This is a genomic window from Pseudomonas sp. EggHat1, from assembly GCF_014892995.1.
In the GTDB taxonomy this organism is placed as follows: domain Bacteria; phylum Pseudomonadota; class Gammaproteobacteria; order Pseudomonadales; family Pseudomonadaceae; genus Aquipseudomonas; species Aquipseudomonas chaetocerotis.
The window spans coordinates 192,040-213,624 of the sequence record NZ_JACKQK010000011.1 but is presented as its reverse complement, the minus strand read 5'-3'; the positions used below and the strand labels follow the sequence as shown (position 1 = coordinate 213,624).

At 64.5% G+C, this 21,585-nt stretch carries 17 protein-coding genes; 12 read left to right on the top strand and 5 right to left on the bottom strand.

The genetic code is table 11. The features are described 5' to 3' along the window. The first annotated feature begins 51 nt into the window (after positions 1-51). The 10 genes from INS93_RS17890 to INS93_RS17845 all read left to right on the top strand — a co-directional run bounded on the left by INS93_RS17890 (position 52) and on the right by INS93_RS17845 (position 11,605). Entirely contained in the window at positions 52-1,113 is a 1,062-nt protein-coding gene (locus tag INS93_RS17890) for a PA0069 family radical SAM protein (RefSeq protein ID WP_192984484.1), read from the top strand. Positions 1,114-1,173: 60 nt separating this feature from the next. Further along, the gene (locus INS93_RS17885; RefSeq protein ID WP_192984481.1) at positions 1,174-2,079 is read left to right on the top strand and encodes an AraC family transcriptional regulator; all 906 of its coding nucleotides are present in this window, start codon (positions 1,174-1,176) and stop codon (positions 2,077-2,079) included. A gap of 227 nt (positions 2,080-2,306) precedes the next feature. Then, positions 2,307-3,617, top strand: a complete 1,311-nt coding sequence (locus INS93_RS17880; protein WP_192984479.1) for an ABC transporter substrate-binding protein — start codon at positions 2,307-2,309, stop codon at positions 3,615-3,617. Positions 3,618-3,819: 202 nt separating this feature from the next. Further along, positions 3,820-4,752, top strand: coding sequence for a carbohydrate ABC transporter permease (locus tag INS93_RS17875; protein WP_192984476.1), 933 nt, complete (start codon positions 3,820-3,822; stop codon positions 4,750-4,752). 10 nt (positions 4,753-4,762) lie between these two features. Beyond that, positions 4,763-5,596: a carbohydrate ABC transporter permease gene (locus INS93_RS17870; protein ID WP_192984473.1), complete on the top strand. Its 834-nt coding sequence runs from the start codon at positions 4,763-4,765 to the stop codon at positions 5,594-5,596. Between the two features lie 15 nt (positions 5,597-5,611). Next, positions 5,612-6,715 carry an ABC transporter ATP-binding protein gene (locus INS93_RS17865; RefSeq protein WP_192984470.1) on the top strand — a complete coding sequence of 368 codons (1,104 nt, stop codon included), beginning with the start codon at positions 5,612-5,614 and terminating at the stop codon, positions 6,713-6,715. A 26-nt stretch (positions 6,716-6,741) separates the two neighbouring features. Beyond that, positions 6,742-8,217 carry a mannitol dehydrogenase family protein gene (locus INS93_RS17860; protein ID WP_192984468.1) on the top strand — a complete coding sequence of 492 codons (1,476 nt, stop codon included), beginning with the start codon at positions 6,742-6,744 and terminating at the stop codon, positions 8,215-8,217. A 3-nt stretch (positions 8,218-8,220) separates the two neighbouring features. After that, the gene (xylB, locus tag INS93_RS17855; RefSeq protein WP_192984466.1) at positions 8,221-9,720 is read left to right on the top strand and encodes a xylulokinase; all 1,500 of its coding nucleotides are present in this window, start codon (positions 8,221-8,223) and stop codon (positions 9,718-9,720) included. Positions 9,721-9,748: 28 nt separating this feature from the next. Further along, entirely contained in the window at positions 9,749-10,696 is a 948-nt protein-coding gene (locus tag INS93_RS17850) for a carbohydrate kinase family protein (RefSeq protein WP_192984464.1), read from the top strand. A 180-nt stretch (positions 10,697-10,876) separates the two neighbouring features. Further along, complete coding sequence (locus INS93_RS17845) at positions 10,877-11,605, top strand: carbonic anhydrase (protein ID WP_160016531.1); 729 nt, start codon at positions 10,877-10,879, stop codon at positions 11,603-11,605. 118 nt (positions 11,606-11,723) lie between these two features. Here INS93_RS17845 and INS93_RS17840 read toward each other — a convergent pair whose 3' ends face one another. From INS93_RS17840 to INS93_RS17825, 4 genes are all read right to left on the bottom strand, one after another. Beyond that, a complete protein-coding gene (locus tag INS93_RS17840; protein ID WP_116620385.1) occupies positions 11,724-12,026 on the bottom strand; it encodes a P-II family nitrogen regulator in 303 nt (100 codons plus the stop codon). Between the two features lies 1 nt (position 12,027). Beyond that, positions 12,028-12,969, bottom strand: coding sequence for a sodium-dependent bicarbonate transport family permease (locus INS93_RS17835; protein ID WP_017676156.1), 942 nt, complete (start codon positions 12,967-12,969; stop codon positions 12,028-12,030). Between the two features lie 418 nt (positions 12,970-13,387). Beyond that, the gene (oadA, locus tag INS93_RS17830) at positions 13,388-15,199 is read right to left on the bottom strand and encodes a sodium-extruding oxaloacetate decarboxylase subunit alpha (RefSeq protein WP_160016529.1); all 1,812 of its coding nucleotides are present in this window, start codon (positions 15,197-15,199) and stop codon (positions 13,388-13,390) included. A gap of 8 nt (positions 15,200-15,207) precedes the next feature. Further along, complete coding sequence (locus INS93_RS17825) at positions 15,208-16,623, bottom strand: acetyl-CoA carboxylase biotin carboxylase subunit (protein WP_192984462.1); 1,416 nt, start codon at positions 16,621-16,623, stop codon at positions 15,208-15,210. 154 nt (positions 16,624-16,777) lie between these two features. Here INS93_RS17825 and INS93_RS17820 point away from each other — a divergent pair, with 154 nt between their 5' ends. Together INS93_RS17820 and INS93_RS17815 are read left to right on the top strand one after the other, a co-directional pair. Continuing rightward, positions 16,778-17,752, top strand: coding sequence for a LysR family transcriptional regulator (locus INS93_RS17820; RefSeq protein ID WP_319017558.1), 975 nt, complete (start codon positions 16,778-16,780; stop codon positions 17,750-17,752). 71 nt (positions 17,753-17,823) lie between these two features. Beyond that, positions 17,824-19,011, top strand: coding sequence for an XdhC/CoxI family protein (locus INS93_RS17815; RefSeq protein ID WP_192984459.1), 1,188 nt, complete (start codon positions 17,824-17,826; stop codon positions 19,009-19,011). Between the two features lie 322 nt (positions 19,012-19,333). Here the strand turns inward: INS93_RS17815 and INS93_RS17810 are convergent, their stop codons facing one another. Further along, positions 19,334-21,571: a xanthine dehydrogenase family protein molybdopterin-binding subunit gene (locus INS93_RS17810; protein ID WP_192984457.1), complete on the bottom strand. Its 2,238-nt coding sequence runs from the start codon at positions 21,569-21,571 to the stop codon at positions 19,334-19,336. Positions 21,572-21,585 lie beyond the last annotated feature (14 nt).

Here is a 21,585-nt window from a genome sequence, read left to right as displayed (position 1 = left end):
CCCAGACCTCAGATAACTGTATTTTTATACAGTATATTTTGGAGTCCGAGCATGTCCGTAAGCCTGCCGCCACGTGGCCGTGGTACCGCCAGCAATCCGCACAACCGCTATGCGCCGACCCGTTCGGAGCAGGAAGACGACGGCTGGTATCAGGACGAAACACCGCCAAGTCGCGCCACCGAAGTGCGCAAGGAGAAGGCGAAGACGGCGATCACCCGTAATAACTCACCGGACGTCGGCTTCGACCGCTCGGTGAACCCCTACCGTGGCTGCGAGCACGGCTGCATCTACTGCTTCGCCAGACCAACTCACGCCTACTGGGACATGTCGCCCGGTATCGACTTCGAAACCCGCCTGATCGCCAAGACCAACCTGGCCGAGCGCCTCGAAGAGCAGTTGCAGAAGCCCGGTTATGTGCCACAACCCATCGCTCTGGGCATGAACACCGACGCCTACCAGCCCATAGAACGCGAGCAGCGCCTGACCCGCCAGACCCTGGAAATCCTGCTGCGCTACAAGCACCCGCTGCACATCATCACCAAGGGCTCGCTGATCCTGCGTGACCTCGACCTGCTCAGCGAGCTGGCCAGGCACAACCTGGTCAGCGTGGCCTTTAGCCTGACCACCCTGGATGACGAACTGAAACGCATCATGGAGCCACGCACTGCCGCCCCAGCAGCTCGCCTGCGCGCGATGCGCACGCTGCACGAAGCGGGTGTGCCAGTCAGCGCCATCTGCGCGCCGATGATTCCGCAGATCAACGACATGGAGCTGGAGGCGCTGCTCGAAGCCGCCCGTGATGCCGGCGCCCGCTCGGCCGGTTATGTGCTGCTGCGCCTGCCGCTGGAGATCGCCGGATTGTTCGAGGAATGGCTGCAGGTGCACTTTCCGGATCGCGCCGCACACGTCATGAGCCTGATTCGCCAGAGTCGTGGCGGTAAGAACTACGACAGCCGCTTCGGTAGCCGCATGCGCGGCGAAGGCCAGTTCGCCGACCTGCTGGAGCAGCGCTTTCGCCTGGCGCGGCGCAAGCTCGGCCTGGATCGACGAGGCAGCGTGATGCTGGACTGTTCGCAGTTCTGTCCGCCCGGTGCGCAATTGAGCCTGCTCTGACTTGGCAGCACGTCTCGATATGTTAAAACGTGGTGATCGAGGTACTGGCCAACGACAACCATGAACCGCACATCCCGCGTAGCCGACCCGTCCTACGAACTGATGGACGACCACGAAGGCCATTCGCTGATCTACCGTCAGCACGGCTTTCCCTCGCCCCTGGTGCGCTGGCACTTTCACAAGGAATACGAGCTGCACCTGATCGTCGCCAGCTCCGGCAAGGTGTTCATCGGCGACTACATCGGCAACTTCTCCCCCCACACCCTGTTCCTCACCGGCCCTGGCCTGCCGCACAACTGGATCAGCCAGGTCGAGGAAGACGAGGTGGTGGAAACTCGCGACATGCTGGTCAACTTCACCGATGAAGTGCTGGAGAGCGGTACCGCCGTGTTCGCCGAGCTCAAGACCCTGCAGCCCTTGCTGGCCCGCGCGCAGTTCGGGATCGAGTTCCGCAACCCGCAGTTGATTCGCGAAGCCGGCGTACTGATGGGCAAGATCGCCAACAGCGGAGGCATTACCCGCCTGGGCCATTTCTTCATCCTCATGGAGCTGCTCGCCGGCAGCGAGGATTACCAGTTGCTCTCGGCCGTGACCTCGTCGGAGCTGGGCGACGAGCAGCATGTCGAGCGCATCAACCGGGCGGTGGACTACATCTTCCAGCACTACGCGCAGGGCATCAGCCAGGAGGAAGTCGCCGAGCACCTGGGCATGACCACCACCTACTTTTCGCGCTTCTTCAAGCAGGCCACCGGGCGCGGCTTCGTCGAATTCGTCAATCGCCTGCGGGTGAGCAAATCCTGCGAGCTGCTGAGCAAAAGCGACAAGCCAGTGACCGACGTGTGCTTCGAGTCCGGTTTCAGCAACATTTCCAACTTCAACCGCCGCTTCCAGCAGCTCAAGGGCATGACACCCTCGGGCTATCGCAAGCTCGCAGTGCAGCGCCTGACCGAGCAAAACCTGTACTGAATCGGCAGCCGTTCTCTACCCCGGCGTCACCTACACCCCTCATGCCAGAGAGCTCCATCCCTTACTCAGCCGGTTTCTTGTTGACCAGTCTGTGCAAAAAAGTATCGGTCACTGTGCACTCAAGGATTTGTTCGTGCAGGCCTGCGGGGGTGTAATCCGGCCCGAGCCAAACAAAAACAATAACGTTCTTCCGTAGCCGTAGTGGCGCGGGAGAGGAGTTCACAAGCATGAACAACTCGATCAAGGCCCTCGTTGCAGCCTCTTGCCTGTCCCTCACCGTGATCGCCCAGGGCGCTGAAACCCTGACCATCGCCACGGTAAACAACAGCGACATGATCCGCATGCAGCGGCTCGCCAAGACCTTCGAAGAACAGAACCCCGACATCCGCCTGAAGTGGGTGGTGCTCGAGGAGAACGTGCTACGCCAGCGCCTGACCACCGACATTGCCACCCAGGGCGGCCAGTTCGACGTGCTCACCATCGGCATGTACGAAGCGGCGCTGTGGGGCGAGAAAGGCTGGCTGGAGCCGATGACCGAGCTGCCGGCCAACTACGACCTCGACGACGTCTTCCCCTCGGTACGCGAAGGCCTTTCCGCCAAGGGCACGCTGTACGCCCTGCCGTTCTATGCCGAAGCCTCTATCACCTATTACCGCAAGGACCTGTTCGAGCAGGCCGGCCTGGAAATGCCCGAGCAGCCCACCTGGGAGCAGATGGCGGAATTCGCCGGCAAGCTGCACCAGCCGGACAAGGGCCAGTACGGTCTGTGCCTGCGCGGCAAGGCTGGCTGGGGCGAGAACATGGCGCTGATCACCACCCTGGCCAATGCCCATGGTGCGCGCTGGTTCAACGAGCAGTGGCAGCCTGAATTCACCGGCAGCGAATGGAAGAACGCGCTCAACTTCTACGTCGACAACATGAATAAGTACGGCCCGCCCGGCGCCTCCAGCAACGGTTTCAACGAGAACCTGGCGCTGTTCAACAGCGGCAAGTGCGCGTTGTGGGTCGATGCCAGCGTGGCCGGCTCCTTCGTCACCGACACCTCGCAGAGCAAGGTCGCCGACGCCGTCGGCTTCACCTTCGCGCCGACCCAAGTCACCGACAAGGGCGCCTCCTGGCTGTACTCCTGGGCACTGGCGATTCCCACCAGCTCCAAGTCCAAGGACGCCGCCAAGACCTTCAGCGCCTGGGCGACCTCCAAGGCCTATGCCGAACTGGTCGCCGAGAAGGATGGTGTGGCCAACGTGCCGCCAGGCACCCGCGCCTCGACCTACAGCGACGCCTACATGCAGGCCGCGCCGTTCGCCAAGGTCACCCTGGACTCGCTGAAGAAGGCCGACCCGGCCCACCCCAGCGCCAAGCCGGTGCCTTACGTGGGCATCCAGCTGGTGACCATTCCCGAGTTCCAGGCCATCGGCACCAGCGTCGGCAAGCTGTTCACCGCCGCTCTCACCGGACAGATGCAGCCTGAGCAGGCCCTGCAGGCCGCCCAGCAGAGTACCGAGCGGGAAATGAAGCGCGCCGGTTATCCGAAGTAACACCACCAGGACCGCTCCCACGCTCTGCGTGGGAGCCCATGTGAGGACGCTCCGCGTCCGCTGACTCGGTGTCACGGGGCGCAGAGCGCCCGAGGATGCATTCCAACGCGGAGCGTAGGAACGAGCAGAACGGTGGGCTGAAGCCCACCCTACCGGCCGCCACTCGCGTTACGCCACCACCCATCCCGCCCTCGGAGGCATGATGAATTCTCCGGCCATCGACACCCCCGCCGCGCAGGCCCGCGAGCCGGCACCGCGTAAATCGCGACGTCTGGCGCCCGGCTGGTTTCTGGTCAGCCCTTCGGTCGCTTTGCTGCTGATCTGGATGATCATACCGCTGGGCATGACCGTCTATTTCTCGCTGATCCGCTACAACCTGCTGTACCCCGGCGAGAACGATTTCGTCGGCCTGGAGAACTTCGAATACTTCGTCACCGATGCCGCCTTCCTTTCCGGCGCCGGCAATACCGTGCTGCTGGTGGGCAGCGTGCTGCTGATCAGCGTGGTGTTCGGCGTGCTGATCTCCGCGCTGCTGGAAGCCAGCGAGTTCTTCGGCCGGGGCATCGTGCGGGTGCTGCTGATCTCGCCGTTCTTCATCATGCCGACGGTCAGCGCGCTGCTGTGGAAGAACCTGATCTTCCACCCGGTTTCCGGGATTCTCGCCGCCATCTGGCAGTTCTTCGGCGCCCAACCGGTGGATTGGCTGGCGCACCACCCGCTGTTCTCGATCATCATGATCGTGTCCTGGCAGTGGTTACCGTTCGCCATTCTGATCCTGATGACCGCCATGCAGTCGCTCGATCAGGAGCAGAAAGAAGCCGCGCGCCTGGACGGCGCCGGCCCCATCGCCATCTTCTGGCACCTGACCCTGCCGCACCTGGCGCGGCCAATTGCCGTGGTGGTGATGATCGAGACCATCTTCCTGCTCTCGGTGTTCGCCGAGATCTACACCACCACCAGCGGCGGCCCCGGCTACGAGTCGACCAACCTCGCCTACCTGATCTACACCCAGGCGCTGCTGCAGTTCGACGTCGGCATGGCTTCGGCCGGCGGGCTGATCGCGGTGGTGATCGCCAACATCGCTGCCATCGTGCTGATCCGCATGATCGGCAAGAACCTGACCGATAAACAGTGAGGGCGCCGACATGCTGACACTCAAACAGTCCCGTCGCCTGCAAAGCCTGTTCATCGGCACGCTGGCCTGGGCGATCGCCGCGGTGATCTTCTTCCCGATCTTCTGGATGGTGCTGACCAGCCTGAAGACCGAGATCGACGCCTTCGCCACGCCACCGCAGTTCATCTTCACCCCGACGCTGGAGAACTACCTGCACATCAACGAGCGCAGCGACTACTTCGCCTTCGCCTGGAACTCGGTGCTGATCTCAGTATCCGCGACGCTGCTGTGCATGCTCCTGGCCGTGCCAGCCGCCTACTCCATGGCCTTCTTCGAAACCCGCCACACCAAGCGCACGCTGCTGTGGATGCTGTCGACCAAGATGCTGCCACCGGTGGGCGTGCTGGTACCGATCTACCTGCTGGCCAAGCAGTTCGGCCTGCTCGATTCACGGCTGGCGCTGATCATCATCTACACCCTGATCAACCTGCCGATCATCGTGTGGATGGTGTACACCTACTTCAAGGACATCCCCGTGGACATCCTCGAAGCGGCGCGCCTGGATGGCGCCACCACCTGGCAGGAAATCGTCCGCGTGCTGCTGCCAATCGCTCGCGGCGGCCTGGCCTCGACCATGTTGCTGTCGCTGATCCTGTGCTGGAACGAGGCGTTCTGGTCGCTCAACCTGACCAGCTCCGCCGCAGCTCCGCTGACCGCCCTGGTGGCCTCCTATTCCAGCCCCGAAGGTCTGTTCTGGGCCAAGCTCTCCGCCGTCTCGACCCTGGCCTGCGCGCCCATCCTGATCGTCGGCTGGATCAGCCAAAAACAACTGGTACGCGGCCTGTCCTTCGGCGCCGTGAAATAACGGGAGACCTTCCATATGGCTGATCTGAAAATCCGCAATCTGCAAAAAGGCTTCGACGGCACGGCGATCATCCAGGGCATCGATCTGGACATCCGCGACCGCGAGTTCGTGGTGTTCGTCGGCCCCTCGGGCTGTGGCAAATCCACCCTGCTGCGCCTGATCGCCGGGCTCGAAGAAGTCAGCAGCGGCCACATCGAGCTCGATGGCCAGGACATCACCGACATGGCCCCGGCGCGCCGCGACCTGGCCATGGTGTTCCAGACCTACGCGCTGTACCCGCACATGACCGTGCGCAAGAACCTGTCCTTCGCCCTCGACCTGGCCCGCGTGGGCAAGCAGGAGATCGAGACCAAGGTCGCCAACGCCGCGCGCATCCTGCAGCTCGACGCCCTGCTCGAACGCAAGCCCAAACAGCTCTCCGGTGGCCAGCGCCAGCGCGTCGCCATCGGCCGCGCCATCGTGCGCAACCCGAAGATCTTCCTGTTCGACGAGCCGCTGTCCAACCTCGACGCCGCCTTGCGCGTGCAGACCCGCCTGGAACTGGCGCGGCTGCACAAGGACCTGCAGGCGACCATGATCTACGTGACCCATGACCAGGTCGAAGCCATGACCCTGGCCGACAAGGTGGTGGTGCTCAATGGCGGGCGTATCGAGCAGGTCGGCTCGCCGCTGGAGCTGTATCACCACCCGGCCAACCTGTTCGTCGCCGGCTTTCTCGGCACACCGAAGATGGGCTTTCTGCGTGGCACCCTGAACAGGGTCGAGGCCGACAACTGCGACGTGCAACTGGAGTGCGGCACGCACCTGACGCTGCCGCAGTCCGCCGCTGGCCTGAGCGTCGGCAGCACGGTGACCCTGGGCGTACGCCCGGAACACCTCAACGTGGTCAGCACCGGCGCGGGCCGCATGCAGGTGACCGCCGACGTCAGCGAGCGCCTGGGCAGCGACACCTTCTGCCATGTGCGCTGCACCTCGGGCGAGATGCTCACGGTGCGCGTACGCGGCGACTTCGCGCCGCGTTATGGCGAAGCCCTGACCCTGGATTTCGACACAGCGCACTGCCACCTCTTCGACGCCGATGGCCAAGCCGTCGCCAAACCACTGCAGCAGGCCGCCTGACGCCGCTCCACCACGGGATGTTCCAGATGAAACTCAATCGCCAGCAGCTTTCCCGGCTTGGCGGCGCCGTCGCGCTGCCCAGCTACACCGCAGAGATGATCCGCACCGGCATCGCCCATTTCGGCGTCGGCGGTTTTCACCGCGCCCACCAGGCGGTCTACACAGACGCCCTGATGAACCAGGGCCTGGCGCTGGACTGGGGTATCTGCGGGGTCGGCGTGCGCAGTGAGGACCGCGCCATGCGCGATGCCCTGGCCAGCCAGGATTACCTCTACACCCTGGTCGAACTGGGCGACGAGCCGAACCTGCCGGTGCGGGTGATCGGTGCGGTCAACGACATGCTGCTGGCCGAAGAGTCGCCGCAGGCACTGATCGACAAACTGGCCGATCCGGCGATTCGCATCGTCTCGCTGACCATCACCGAGGGTGGTTACTGCATCGACGACAGCACCGGCGAATTTCTCGCCGAACTGCCAGCCATTGCCCACGACCTGCGCCACCCGGAATCACCGCAAAGCGTGTTCGGTTTTCTCTGCGCCGCCCTGGCCAAACGTCGCGCCGCCGGCATTCCGGCTTTCACCCTGATGTCCTGCGATAACCTGCCGCACAACGGCGATGTCACGCGCAAGGCGCTGCTGGCCTTCGCCCACCTGGCCAATCATGAGCTGGCCACCTGGATCGACCAGCACGTGAGCTTTCCCAACGCCATGGTCGACCGCATCACGCCGATGACCAGCGCCGCCCATCGCCAGCAACTGGCCGAGCAGCACGGCGTCGATGACGCCTGGCCGGTGGTCTGCGAGCCCTTCGTGCAATGGGTGCTGGAAGACAAGTTCGTCAGCGGTCGGCCGGCCTGGGAAGAGGTCGGCGTGCAGTTCACCGACGATGTCACGCCCTACGAGGAGATGAAGATCAAGCTGCTCAATGGCAGCCACCTGGCGCTGACCTACCTGGGCTTTCTCAAGGGGTATCGCTTCGTCCACGAGGCAATGAACGACCCGCTGATGCGCCAGTACGTGCGCACCTTCATGGACCTCGACGTGACGCCGCAGCTGGCGCCAGTGCCGGGCATCGACCTGAGCACCTACAAGGACACGCTGATCGAGCGCTTCTCCAACCAGGCCATCGCCGATCAGCTGGAGCGGGTCTGCTCGGATGGCTCGTCGAAGTTTCCCAAGTTCATCGTGCCCACCCTCAACCGCCTGATCGAGGACGGTCGACCGCTGGAGCGCGTGGCGCTGGTGGTCGCGGCCTGGGCGCTGTACCTCAAGGGCGTCGACGAGAACGGCGCGCGCTATCGCATCCCCGATCCGCGCGCCGAGTTCTGCCAGGCACTGGTGGCCGACGACGACAAGGTGTGTGAACGGGTACTGGGCGTCGAGGCGATCTTCGGCACGGCGATCCCGCAGTCGGCGGCGTTCGTCGCCGCCTTCGAGCTGTGTTACGACAGCCTGCGCAAGCTCGGCGTGACCCGCACCCTGCAGACCCTGCTGGGCGACTGAGCCATGTACCTCGGTATCGACTGCGGCACCCAGGGCACCAAGGCGCTGATACTGGATGCAGGCAGCGGTCAGGTGCTCGGTGCAGGCAGCGCCAGCCATACCCTGCAGAGCGCTGCCAACGGCCGCCGCGAACAGCATCCGCAGCAGTGGCTGGAGGCTTTCGAGCAGGCGACCCGGCAGGCGCTGACAGCCGCGGGAATCAGCGGCGAGCGGATTCTCGGCATTGGCGTTTCCGGCCAGCAGCATGGTCTGGTGCTGCTCGACGAACAGGGCGCGGTGCTGCGCCCGGCCAAGCTCTGGTGCGACACCGAATCGACCCCGGAGAACCAGCGCCTGCTCGATCATCTCGGCGGCGAGGCCGGTTCGCTGCAGCGCCTGGGCGTGGCCATCGCGCCCGGTTACACGGTGTCCAAGCTGCTCTGGACCAAGGAGCAGCACCCGGATCTGTTCACCCGCATCGCGCATATCCTGCTGCCGCACGATTACCTCAACCACTGGCTCACCGGCCGTGCCTGCAGCGAGTACGGCGACGCCTCCGGCACGGGTTATTTCAACGTGCGCACGCGCAGCTGGGACCGCGAGCTGCTGAACTTCATCGACTCCAGCGGGCGCCTGCAGCGTGCACTGCCAGAGCTGATCGAGCCGGATCAGCCAGTGGGCCGCCTCCGCCCGCAGATCGCCCGGCAACTGGGCCTGAACCCGAATGCCGTGGTAGCCAGCGGCGGCGGCGACAACATGATGGGCGCCATCGGCACCGGCAACATTCGCCCGGGCGCGATCACCATGAGCCTGGGCACCTCCGGCACCCTCTACGCCTACAGCGACCAACCGACGGTCAGCCCGCATGCCCAGGTGGCGACCTTCTGCTCATCAAGCGGCGGCTGGCTACCATTGATCTGCACCATGAATCTGACCAGCGCCACCGGGCTGATCCAGCAATTGCTGGAGCTGGACATCCAGGCCTTCGGCGAGCTGGTCGGGCAATCGCCCATCGGCGCCGAGGGCCTGCTGATGCTGCCGTTCTTCAATGGCGAACGGGTGCCGGCGCTGCCCCGCTCGCGCGCCAGCCTGCTGGGCATGGACAGCGACAACCTGACCCGCGCCAATCTGTGTCGGGCGGTGGTCGAGGGCACCAGTTTCAGCCTGCGCTACGGCCTCGACCTGCTGCGCGCCAGCGGCCTGCAGAGCCAGACCATCCGCCTGATCGGCGGCGCGGCGAAGAGCCCGGTGTGGCGCCAGGTGATCGCCGACATCATGGGCACGCCACTGGTCTGCCCGCAGCACACCGAAGCCGCCGCACTGGGCGCCGCAATCCAGGCCGCCTGGTGCTTGACGCCCGGAGCGGAGCGCCAGGCGCAGCTGGCCGCGCTGTGCGAGCGTTGCGTGCACCTCGATACCAGCACGCAAACGCAGCCAGACCCAGCGCGCACGGCGCAGTACGAAATGGTCTATCAACGCTACCGCGAGCAGGTCCGCCGGCTCGCCGAAAACATACCGGCGTGAGAACGCCACGACGATAGAGGAGACGCCTATGTACCTGGTCTGTGGCGAAGCACTGTTCGATGTGTTCATCCAGAGCGACGATGGGCGTGGCAATGAGCTGGCCTTCAAGGCCATCGCCGGTGGCTCGCCGTTCAACGTGGCATTGGGCCTGCGCCGGATGGGCGCCGACTCGGCGCTGTTCACCGGGATTTCCTCGGACAGCCTCGGCCAGCGCCTGCGCCAGGTGCTGCGTGACGAGGGCGTGAACGATGCCTACCTGATCGCCAGCGATGCGCCGACCACCCTGGCGATGGTCGGCCTGGACGCTGCCGGCTCACCGCAGTATTCCTTCCGTGGCGAAGGCTGTGCCGACCGCCAACTGCTCACCGAGCACCTGCCGACACTGGATGCGCAGGTGCGCGGCCTGCACGTCGGCTCCTTCTCTCTGGTGGTGGAGCCGGTGGCCAGCACGCTGCTGCAGCTGGTGCAACGCGAACACCGGCAGCGCCTGATCAGCCTCGACCCGAACGTGCGTCTCGGTCCGGCGCCTGATATCGCCCACTGGCGCGAGCGCGTCGAGACCTTCGCCGGCTATGCGCACCTGATCAAGGTCAGCGAAGAGGATCTGCAGCTGCTGTACCCCGAGCGCGACCCGCAGCAGGTAGCGGCGAGCTGGCTCAACCAGCGCTGCCAACTGGTGTTTCTCACCCACGGCAGCAAAGGCGCCAGCGTCCACTGCCGCCACGGGCACTGGTCGGCCCCGGCAGTGGAGGTGCACACCCGTGACACCGTCGGCGCTGGCGATACCTTCCAGGCCGCGCTGCTCAGTTACCTGGCCCGCCATGCCCTGGACACCCCCGAGGCGCTGGAAACGCTGAGCCGTGAACAGATCAACGACATGCTACGCCTGGCCATCGAGTCTGCTGCGCTGACCTGCTCGCGGGTCGGCCCCGACCTGCCCTACCTGCATGAGCTGGAGCGGCAGAGCGCGCGCTGACCCAGCCACCCCTCGCTGCATCACCTGGCAGCGGCACAGGCTCCCTGTGCGCCGAGGCGAATGGCCCGAAACCGCCGGTTGTCGCTCAGCTCGCTGGAGGCGACACTTGGTGTGTGACTCGCACAGCGCAGCGACTGTCGTTCTAGCAGCGTATTTTCAGATAACCCAGAGGTTCAGGGCATGCCTTACAAACATCAGGTGATTCCGCTTCAGGTCCACGAGGGCAACGAAACCGCCGAGCAGGCGCTGCACAGCATCGTCGATGGCTTCAAGCGCTTTCGCAACGAGGTCTTCCCGCAGCAGGAAGAACTGTTCAAGAAGCTCGCCACCGCCCAGAACCCACGCGCCATGTTCATCACCTGCGCCGACTCGCGCGTGGTGCCGGAGCTGATCACCCAGAGCTCGCCTGGCGACCTGTTCGTCAACCGCAACGTCGGTAACGTGGTGCCGGCCTACGGGCAGATGATGGGCGGCGTCTCCACCGCCATCGAGTACGCGGTGATGGCCCTGGGCGTGCAACACATCGTCATCTGCGGCCACTCCGACTGTGGCGCGATGAAGGCGGTGCTCAACCCGGCCTCACTGGAAACCATGCCCACTGTAAAAGCCTGGCTACGTCATGCCGAGGTGGCGCGCAGCGTAGTGGCAGAGAACTGCAACTGCAGCGACGACAAGGAAGCCCTGAGCGTACTCACCGAAGAGAACGTGGTGGCGCAGCTCAACCACCTGTGTACTCACCCGTCGGTGGCGGCCAAACTGGCGCGCGGCCAACTGTTCATCCATGGCTGGGTGTATGACATCGAAACCAGCCAGATCAAGGCCTACGATGCAGAGTTGGGCAGCTTCCTGCCGCTCGACGGCGACAAGATTCCAATGGCGACGCCACGCGCGCGTTTTCCACAAAGCTGATACGCAGGCTCGCGGCTAAAGCCCTCCCACGGTCACGGTGGGTATTGTGGGAGGGGCTTTAGCCGCGATGCTCCTCCCAGAGTTTCACGGCCCAGGCGGCTCCGTCCCCTGATGCGCCTTAGAACTTCTCCCCACGCAGCACTTCCACCTGCGCCAGGTAGCAGACCATGGCGAAGTGGTCGTAGTAGCGCGCCTGCAGATGCTCGGCGATGCGCTCGGCCAATTCGCGGTTGCAGATGATTTCCAGGCGGATGTTGCCTTCGGTGTCCCAGCCGGCGCTGCGCACGCCACGGTGTCCACGACCACGCGCGTCGGAAATGGTCCAGCCGGGTGCGCCGAGCGCTTCCAGATCGGCCAGTAGGCGCTTCTCCAACGCCGCCTCGCAGATCACGGTGAGCAGGGTGCGGCTATGTGCGTTCATCTCAGAACCCCCAGGCGATCAGTCGTTCGGCCAGCGCCAGGTAGAGCGGAATGCCGATCAGGATATTGAATGGGAAGGTGATGCCCAGCGAGGCGGTCAGCGACAGCGACGGGTTGGCCTCGGGCAAGGCCAGGCGCATGGCCGCCGGCACCGCGATATAGGACGCCGAGGCCGCGAGCGTGGCAAGCATCGCCGTGCCACCCAGGCTCAGGCCCATGAAGCGCGCCAGCAAGGCGCCGATCAACGCACCGAGCAGCGGCATCAGCAGGGCGAAGGCCGCCAGGCGCACACCGAACTGCTTCAGCGCACCGAGCTGGCCGGAGGCGATCAGGCCCATCTCCAGCAGAAAGAACGCCAGCACCGGCTTGAACATGCTGGTGTACAGCGGCTCCAGCGGCTTGATCGCCTCCTTGCCGGCGATCGCGCCGATCACCAGGCCGCCGAGCAGCAGCATGATGCTCTTGCCCAGGAAGATCTCGCGGCCCAGTTCGCCCCAGTGCGTCTCGCGCGAAATGCCCTTGGCCAGGACGATACCGACCAGGATCGCTGGAATCTCCAGGATGGCCACGAACAGCGGCATGTAACTCTCGAACTCGATGCCCTTGGCCAGCATGTAGGCCACCACCACGGCGAAGGTACCGGCGCTGACCGAACCGTAGTGCGCCGCCACCGCCGCAGCATTGACGCGGTCGAAGCGCAGGCCGCGCAACAGGACAAACGCCAGGATCGGCAGCAGCACGCCGAGCGCCAGTACCAGCGCCGACTGACCGAGCAGCTGCAGGCTGGCCTGCTGTGCCAGCTCCACACCGCCGTGCAGACCGATGGCCAGCAAGAGAATGATCGACAGCGTCTCGTACAGCGCCGCCGGCAGCTTCAGCTCACTCTTGAGCAGGCCGGCGACCAGGCCGAAGACGAAAAACAGCACCACCGGATCCAGACCCACCTCAGTTCACCTCCCCTGCTTCTCAGGGTGCGCTGTGCACACCTGCCACTGTTCACCACCCGCCCCGGTGCGCACGGCGCACCCCACCCGGACGGCCACGTACACGCAAAGGAAAGGGCCATACCCCGGCACAAGGCGGTGCTGATCGCCCTGCTTTGCCTCGCCACGAAGGCGAAACGCCGGGGCATGGCCGGAAAGCTTAGCCGGCATGCCCGGCTGCCCCCGCGCTGGCGAGTCGCACAAACGCCGTTAGCGTTTTGCGCGGGGCCACCGAGGGGTGAAGCACATGGATGTGCCGTGCAAAAAAAGGGAGCCTCGCGGCCCCCGGGACAAACCTGCGCCGTGGCGCTGAATAAAAAAGGAGCCCGGGTTACGCCCCGTCAAACTTGCCCATCCAACAGGCCGGGCTCCATAGAGGTTAACCTTCGATTTCCACCAGTACTTCGCCCGGATTGACGCGGTCGCCCTTGGCCACGTGAACGGCCTTGACGGTACCGGCAATCGGCGCCTGCACTTCGGTTTCCATCTTCATTGCTTCGGTGATCAGCACCGCCTGACCAGCCTTGACCGTGTCACCTTCCTTGACCAGCACATCGACGATGTTGCCCGGCATGGTGGTGGACACGTCGCCCGGTGCACCGGCCTGCTTGCGCTTGCCAGCGGCGCCTGCGACGTATTCATTGAGCGCCTCGAACACCACTTCTTCCGGCATGCCGTCGATGGACAGGTAGAAGTGGCGCTTGCCGTCGCCCTTGACGCCCACACCGGTGATGTCCACGCGGTAGCTTTCGCCATGCACGTCGACCACGAACTCGGTCGGCACGCCTTCGCCACCCACCGGCGCGGCCTTGCCCTGACCGTTCGGCATGGGCAGCAGTTCTTCCGGCTTGAGGGTGCCGGCCGCGCGCTCTTCGAGGAACTTGCGCCCGATATCGGGAAACATGGCGAAGGTCAGCACGTCCTCTTCGGACTTGGCCAGGCTGCCGATCTCTTCACGCAGGCGCGCCAACTCGGGCTTGAGCAGGTCGGCCGGGCGTACGTCAATCACTTCTTCGCTGCCGATGGCCTGCTTGCGCAGTTGCTCGTCGACCTTGCCCGGCGCCTTGCCGTAGCGGCCCTGCAGGTACAGCTTCACCTCGTTGGTGATGGTCTTGTAGCGCTCGCCGGCCAGCACGTTGAAGAACGCCTGGGTGCCGACAATCTGCGAGGTCGGCGTAACCAGCGGTGGGAAGCCGAGGTCGGCACGCACGCGCGGAATTTCTTCCAGCACTTCGTTCATGCGGTTCAGCGCGCCCTGCTCCTTGAGCTGGTTGGCCAGGTTGGAAATCATCCCGCCCGGCACCTGGTTGACCTGCACGCGGGTATCAACGCCGGTGAACTCGCTCTCGAACTGGTGGTACTTCTTGCGCACTGCATGGAAGTACATGCCGATCTCCTGGATCAGCTCCAGATCGAGGCCGGTGTCGAACTCGCTGCCCTTGAGCGCGGCGACCATCGACTCGGTACCCGGATGGCTGGTGCCCCAGGCCAGGCTGGAGATAGCGGTGTCGATATGGTCGGCACCCGCTTCGATGGCCTTGAGCTGGCACATCGAGCCGAGACCGGCGGTGTCGTGACTGTGGATGAATACCGGCAGGTCGACTTCGCTCTTCAGTGCCTTGACCAGCGCAAAGGTGGCGTAAGGCGTGAGCAGGCCGGCCATGTCCTTGATCGCGATAGAATCGATGCCCATCGCCTGCATGGCCTTGGCCTGGGCGACGAAGGCCTCGGTGGTGTGCACCGGGCTGGTGGTATAGGCGATGGTGCCCTGGGCGTGCTTGCCGGCAGCCTTCACTGCCTCGATGGCCACGCGCAGGTTACGCACGTCGTTCATCGCGTCGAAAATGCGGAACACGTCGATGCCGTTGACCGCGGCCTTGGCCACGAAGGCCTTGACCACATCATCGCTGTAGTGGCGGTAGCCAAGCAGATTCTGCCCGCGCAGAAGCATCTGCAGGCGGGTGTTGGGCAGCGCCGCCTTGAGCTGGCGCAGGCGCTCCCACGGGTCTTCCTTGAGGAAACGCACGCACGAGTCGAAGGTGGCGCCGCCCCAGACTTCCAGCGACCAGTAGCCGACGCGGTCGAGCTTGTCGCAGATCGGCAGCATGTCTTCGGTGCGCATGCGCGTGGCCAGCAGCGACTGGTGGGCATCGCGCAGGACGGTATCGGTAACGGTGATCTTCTTACTCATGATGTCCCCTACAGGCCCGCGTGGGCAGCGATGGCGGTGGCGATGGCGATGGCCAGGTGCGACGGGTTGCGCTTGATCGAGTACTGGGTCAGTTCCGGGTGGCTTTCGACGAAGCTGGTGTTGAACTGGCCGCTACGGAATTCCGGATTACGCAGAATTTCCTGGTAATAGGGCGCGGTGGTGCGCACGCCCTGCACGCGCATGTCGTCCAGCGCGCGCAGGCCACGGTCCATTGCCTCTTCCCAGGTCAGCGCCCAGACGATCAGCTTCAGGCACATCGAGTCGTAATAGGGCGGAATGGTGTAGCCGGTGTAGATCGCCGTGTCGGTGCGCACGCCGGGGCCGCCGGGCGCGTAGTAACGGGTGATCTTGCCGAACGAGGGCAGGAAGTTGTTCTTCGGGTCCTCGGCGTTGATGCGGAACTGCAGGGCATATCCACGGTGGATGATGTCTTCCTGCTTGACCGACAGCGGCAGGCCGCTGGCGATGCGAATCTGCTCGCGTACGATGTCGAGGCCGGTGATTTCCTCGGTGATGGTGTGCTCCACCTGCACCCGAGTGTTCATTTCCATGAAGTACACCTCGCCTTCGGCGAGCAGGAACTCCACGGTACCGGCGTTCTCGTAGCCCACGGCCTGCGCGGCGCGCACGGCCAGGTCGCCGATGTAGGCACGCTGCTCGGGGGTGAGCTGCGGGCTGGGGGCGATTTCGATGAGCTTCTGGTTGCGGCGCTGGATCGAGCAATCGCGCTCGTACAGGTGCACGGTGTTACCGAAGCTGTCGGCGAGAATCTGCGCCTCGATGTGCTTCGGATTGACGATGCATTTTTCCAGGAAGACGGAGGCCGAGCCGAAGGCCTTGGTCGCCTCGGAGATGACACGTGGGTAGGCCTGCTCCAGCTCCTCGCGGCTGTTGCAGCGACGAATGCCGCGACCGCCACCACCGGAGGTGGCCTTGAGCATCACCGGGTAGCCAATGCGCTCGGCTTCACGCAGGGCTTCGGCCAGGTCGGCGACGTTGCCTTCGGTGCCGGGGGTGCAGGGTACGCCAGCGGCCATCATGCTGCGGCGGGCTTCGGTCTTGTCGCCCATGCGGCGGATGACTTCCGCGCTTGGGCCTATGAATTTGATGCCGCGTTCGGCGCATATCTCTGCAAGTTCGGCATTTTCGGAAAGAAAACCGTAACCGGGATGCAGCGCGTCGCAACCGGTTTCCACGGCCAGATTGACCAGCTTGCGCGGGTTCAGATAGCCGGCCAGCGGATCTTCGCCAATGCTGTGCGCCTCGTCGGCACGCTTGACGTGCAGGGCATGACGGTCCGCATCGGAGTAGATCGCTACCGAGCGAATGCCCATCTCGGCGCAGGCCCGCACGATGCGGACGGCAATCTCACCACGGTTGGCGATCAGTATTTTTCTTATCACGATCCAATCCTCAGCGCAGAGCTGCAAGGGCCGCTGCAACAGTTGGTTGCAAACGTGGTGAAACCCTATCCGGCTATACGAATTAACAAAAATGAATAATTATTTGATCGTGCATAAGTAATTACTTATGCATTGACCGAACGAGGACGAAACCGTGCGTAAAACCCTGCTGCGCATGACCTTGCGCCAGCTCCAGGTGTTCCGTGCCGTGTGCGAACACGGCTCCTACAGCCGCGCGGCCGAGGAGATGTCACTGACCCAGCCCGCCGTCAGCCTGCAGATTCGTCAGTTGGAGGAGCTGGTGGGCCAGCCGTTGTTCGAATACGTCGGCAAGAAGCTCTACCTGACCGAGGCCGCCGAGGCACTCAAACGCGCCAGCAGCGATATCTTCGGCCGCCTGGAGAGCCTCGACATGCAGCTGTCCGACCTGCAGGGCTCACTGCAGGGGCAGCTCAACCTGTGCGTGGAATCCAGCGCGAAATATTTCATTCCCCACCTTTTCGCCGAATTTCGCCGCCAATACCCGGAAGTCAGCCTCAACCTAACGGTGGTCAATCACGCGCTGGTGGTGCGTCGCCTGACCCAGAGCCGCGACGACCTGATGATCATGAGCCAGGTGCCGCAGGACATGGCGCTGGACTTCATGCCCTTCCTCAACAACCCCATCATTGCCGTGGCGCCACCGGATCATCCCCTGTGCGAGGCGGACAGCCTGCAGTTGCACGACCTCACGCCCTACCCGCTGCTGATTCGCGAAAGCGGCTCGGGGACCCGCCGCGCCTGTGAGGAGTACTGCCATCAGAAACGTGCGCACTTCCCGAATACCCTGGAAATCGGTTCGCTGGAATCGCAGCGCGAGGCGGTACTGGCCGGACTCGGCATCGCCCTGCTGCCGCGCCATGCCGTGCGCCTGGAATTGCAGCATGGCCTGCTGAGTGAACTGCCGGTGGCCGAGCTGCCATTGCAGCGCAGCTGGTGCGTGGTGAATATCCGTGGCAGGCGCCTGTCGCCAGTGGCGCAGGCCTTCGTCGACTTCATCCGCACCGAGCGCGCGCAAATCGTCAAACTGGCCGAACGCTTCCAGCCCAGCCACGCAGGATCGGGCAAGAATCTCGCAGGATCGGCCTAACCCTTCTTAACTGGCATACGGGACATTGGCAGCCTGCGATCGCTCCACCAAAACCTGCCTGGGAGAAATCAATGCTGTCGGGAATCAGCGCCCTGCTCGGCGCCCTTCACGCGCTCGAGCGCGACAACGGCCAGGCCGTGCTCGCCACCGTGGTCAAGGTCGAAGGCTCAGCCTATCGCCGCCCCGGCGCGCGCATGCTGATCCCGCTCTACGGCGGCACCGTGGGCACCATCAGCGGCGGCTGCCTGGAGTCCGAGGTGGCGAAGAAGGCCTGGTGGCTGACCGATGGCGGCGAAGCCGTGATCCGTCGCTACAGCACCGCCACCCAGGACGACGAGGACGATCAGGACGCCGCACTGACCTTCGGCCTCGGCTGCAACGGCACCGTGCATGTGCTGCTCGAGCGCCACAGCGCGGAAAAGCCGCTGGCCGTGCTCGAACTGCTGCGCCAGGTGCGTGAGAGCGGCCAGGCGGGGGCGGTCGCCACGGTGATCTGCAGTTATCGCAACGCCCGTGTGCGTGTGGGTGAGCGCCTGTTGCTGCATCCATCGCTCAGCGACAACGGCCGCCTGCTCGATCCCGCGCTCGACGCCGAGGTTCGCGCCGATCTGCAACGAACCCTGACCGATCGCCGATCCTCACTGCGCAGCTACCGTGATGCGCGTGGCGAGATCGAGGTGTTCTGCGAATACCTGGCGCCGCAGCGGCGGCTGGTGATCTTCGGCGCCGGGCATGACGCGCAGCCGCTGACGCATATGGCCAAGCTGCTGGACTGGCACGTCACCGTGGTCGATGGCCGCGCCCATTTCGCCCGCGCCGAGCGCTTTCCCGACGCCGATGCTGTACTGCAGGTCGATGCCCGGCCGCCCTACGATCTGCACACGCTCACCGACGGCGCCATGGTGGCGATCATGAGTCACAGCTACAGCCAGGATCGTCATTGGCTAGGCAGCGTGCTACAGGGCGCACCGGCTTACATCGGCCAATTGGGGCCGCGCGACCGTACCGAACGCCTGCTGGACGAGATTCGCCAGCACAGCGAACAACTACCGGCGCTGGAACGACTGCACTATCCCATCGGCCTGGATATCGGCGGCGATACGCCGGAAAGCGTGGCCACGGCGATTCTCGCCGAGATGACCGCCGCCATTAACCTGCGCACAGGTGGCATGCTCAAGCACCGCCAGGCGGCGATCCATACGCCGACGGCGCAGGGTTGCAGCGAGATCGAGCCAGCGACCAGGCGGACGGCCTCCTGATCAAAGCCCCGGATTGCATCCGGGCTACGGCCTGACACAGCACCTCTGTGAGAGCGACACTCCGCTTCAGCCGCGATCAACCGCAAGAGCTCGCCGCTGGAGCGCCTCCTACACAGAGCGGCACCGTCTACCGTCCGACACAGCCCCCCGTAGGAGCGGCTTCAGCCGCGATCAATACTCAAAAAGCTCGCCGCTGCGACTGCACGGAAGCAGGAGCTAGAGGAAGCAGGATGCCAGAGTTGTGGGAGGGGCTTTAGCCGCGACCGGCTGAAACAAAAACGCCCGGGCAATTGCCCGGGCGTCGTGTCTACCGTACCAGACCTCAGGCCTTGATCTGCGCCGGGAACGGCAACTTGCGCAGACGCACGCCAGTGGCCGCGAACAGGGCGTTGGCCAACGCTGGCGCCAGCGGCGGTACACCCGGCTCACCGACACCGGTCGGATTTGCCGCCGACGGTACGATATGTACCTCGACCTTAGGCATTTCGTTCAGGCGCAACACCTGGAAGTCGTGGAAGTTCGACTGCTCGACCCGCCCTTCCTTCAAGGTGATCGCGCTGTGCCGGGCGGCCGCCAGGGCGAAGCCGATACCTCCTTCCATCTGCGCCTTGATCACGTCCGGGTTGATGGCGATACCGCAGTCCACGGCGCACACCACGCGATCCAGACGGTAGCTGCCATCGGCCTTCACCGTGACTTCGGCCACCTGCGCCACGAACGAGCCGAACGACTCGTGCACGGCAATGCCACGCCCGCGCTTTTCGCCCTCGGCACCCGCCGCCAGCGGCTTGTCCCAACCGGCTTGCTTGGCGGCCAGCTCCAGCACACCGCGATGACGCGGATGACTTTCCAGCAACGCATGGCGGAAGGCGTAAGGGTCCTGGCCTGCAGCGACGGCGGCCTCGTCGATCATGGTTTCAGCGACGTAACCGGTGTGGGTATGACCGACCGAACGCCACCAGAGCACCGGCACCTTGATATTGGTCGGCGTGCTCAGCTCCACTTGCAGGTTGGGCACCGCGTAGGACAGATTGGAGATCCCCTCCACCGAGGTGTGGTCGATCCCGTCCTTGACCAGGAACGGCTCCATCGAAGTGCCAGCAATGATCGACTGGCCGACGATACGGTTATGCCAGGCCTGCAGCTTGCCGGCCTCATCCAGGCCGATGCGTACGCGGTGTAGGTACAACGGCCGGAAGGAACCGCCACGGATATCGTCCTCGCGCGTCCAGACCATTTTCACCGGGGCATCCACGCCCTTGTCGCGCGCGGCCTTGGTGATTGCCACCGCTTCCAGCAGGTAATCCGACACCGAACTGGCGCGACGACCGAAACTGCCGCCAGCGTACAGTTGGGTCAGCGAAACCTGCTCGGGCGTAAGGCCCAGATAACTGCTGATGACGGCCTGGTCGACGGTCTGGAACTGCTCGCCGTTCCAGATTTCGCAGCGATCGCTGGAAAGTTTCACCAGGCAGTTCATCGGCTCCATCGCCGCATGGGCCAGATAAGGAAACTCGTAGTCGGCCTCGACGGTTTTAGCCGCCTGGGCCAGCGCCGCATCTGTATCGCCCTTGCTTGCCGCCGGCAGACCTGGTTTGCTGGCGCTGTCGCGGTATTGCGCGAAAATCTCCTCGCTGCCAAGGGTGAAGGCCTGACTCTCGTCCCACTCGATTACCAGCGCATCGCGGCCCTGCCGCGCCGCCCAGGTGTTCTTCGCCAGCACGGCGACACCGGAGCGACCGTGGGGCAGATCGCGAAACTCCACCACCTCGACCACATCGCGCACGGCCTTGGCCTTGCTGCTTTCGACCGAACGCGGCACGCCGCCGAAACGCGGCGGGTAGGCAACCATGGCCACCAGCATGCCGGGCAGCTTGAAGTCCTGGGTGAAGATGGCGCTGCCATCAGTCTTGCCCGGGCTGTCCTTGCGGCGCAGCTCGCGCTTGCCGATCAGCTTGAAGTCCTTAGGGTCCTTGAGTTGCACCTGCTCCGGCACCGGCAGTGACGCCGCCGCCTCGACCAGCTCACCGAAACCGGCGCTGCGACCCGAGCCGGGGTGACTTACCACGCCCTGGCTGACGCTGATTTCACTGGCCGGCACGCCCCAGCGCCGCGCGGCCGCAGCCACCAGCATGGCCTTGGCGGTCGCACCGGCATTACGCATCTGCTCCCAGGAGTTGGCCATGGCGGTGCTGCCGCCCGTGCCCTGCATGGGGCCGAAGGCGAGGTTGTTGTAGCGCTTGGCGTCGGCCGGCGCACCTTCGACGCGCACCTTGTCCCAGTCGGCATCCAGTTCTTCGGCGAGCAAGGTGGCCAGGCCGGTGTAGCTGCCCTGGCCCATTTCCAGGTGTTTGGCCAGCACGGTCACCGTGCCGTCAACGTCTATACGGACGAAGGCGTTCGGCTCCAGCGGGCCGCCCGCCGCCAGCGCGTCCATACCGCGGATCAGCGGCGCGAAGAAGATGCCCAGCGCCAGGCCACCTGCCCCCTTGAGCAGGGTGCGACGACTGACATTGAGGATGCCGCGAGTGGCGCTATCGGGGGTTTCGATCTTGCCCATGTCTATGCGCCTCC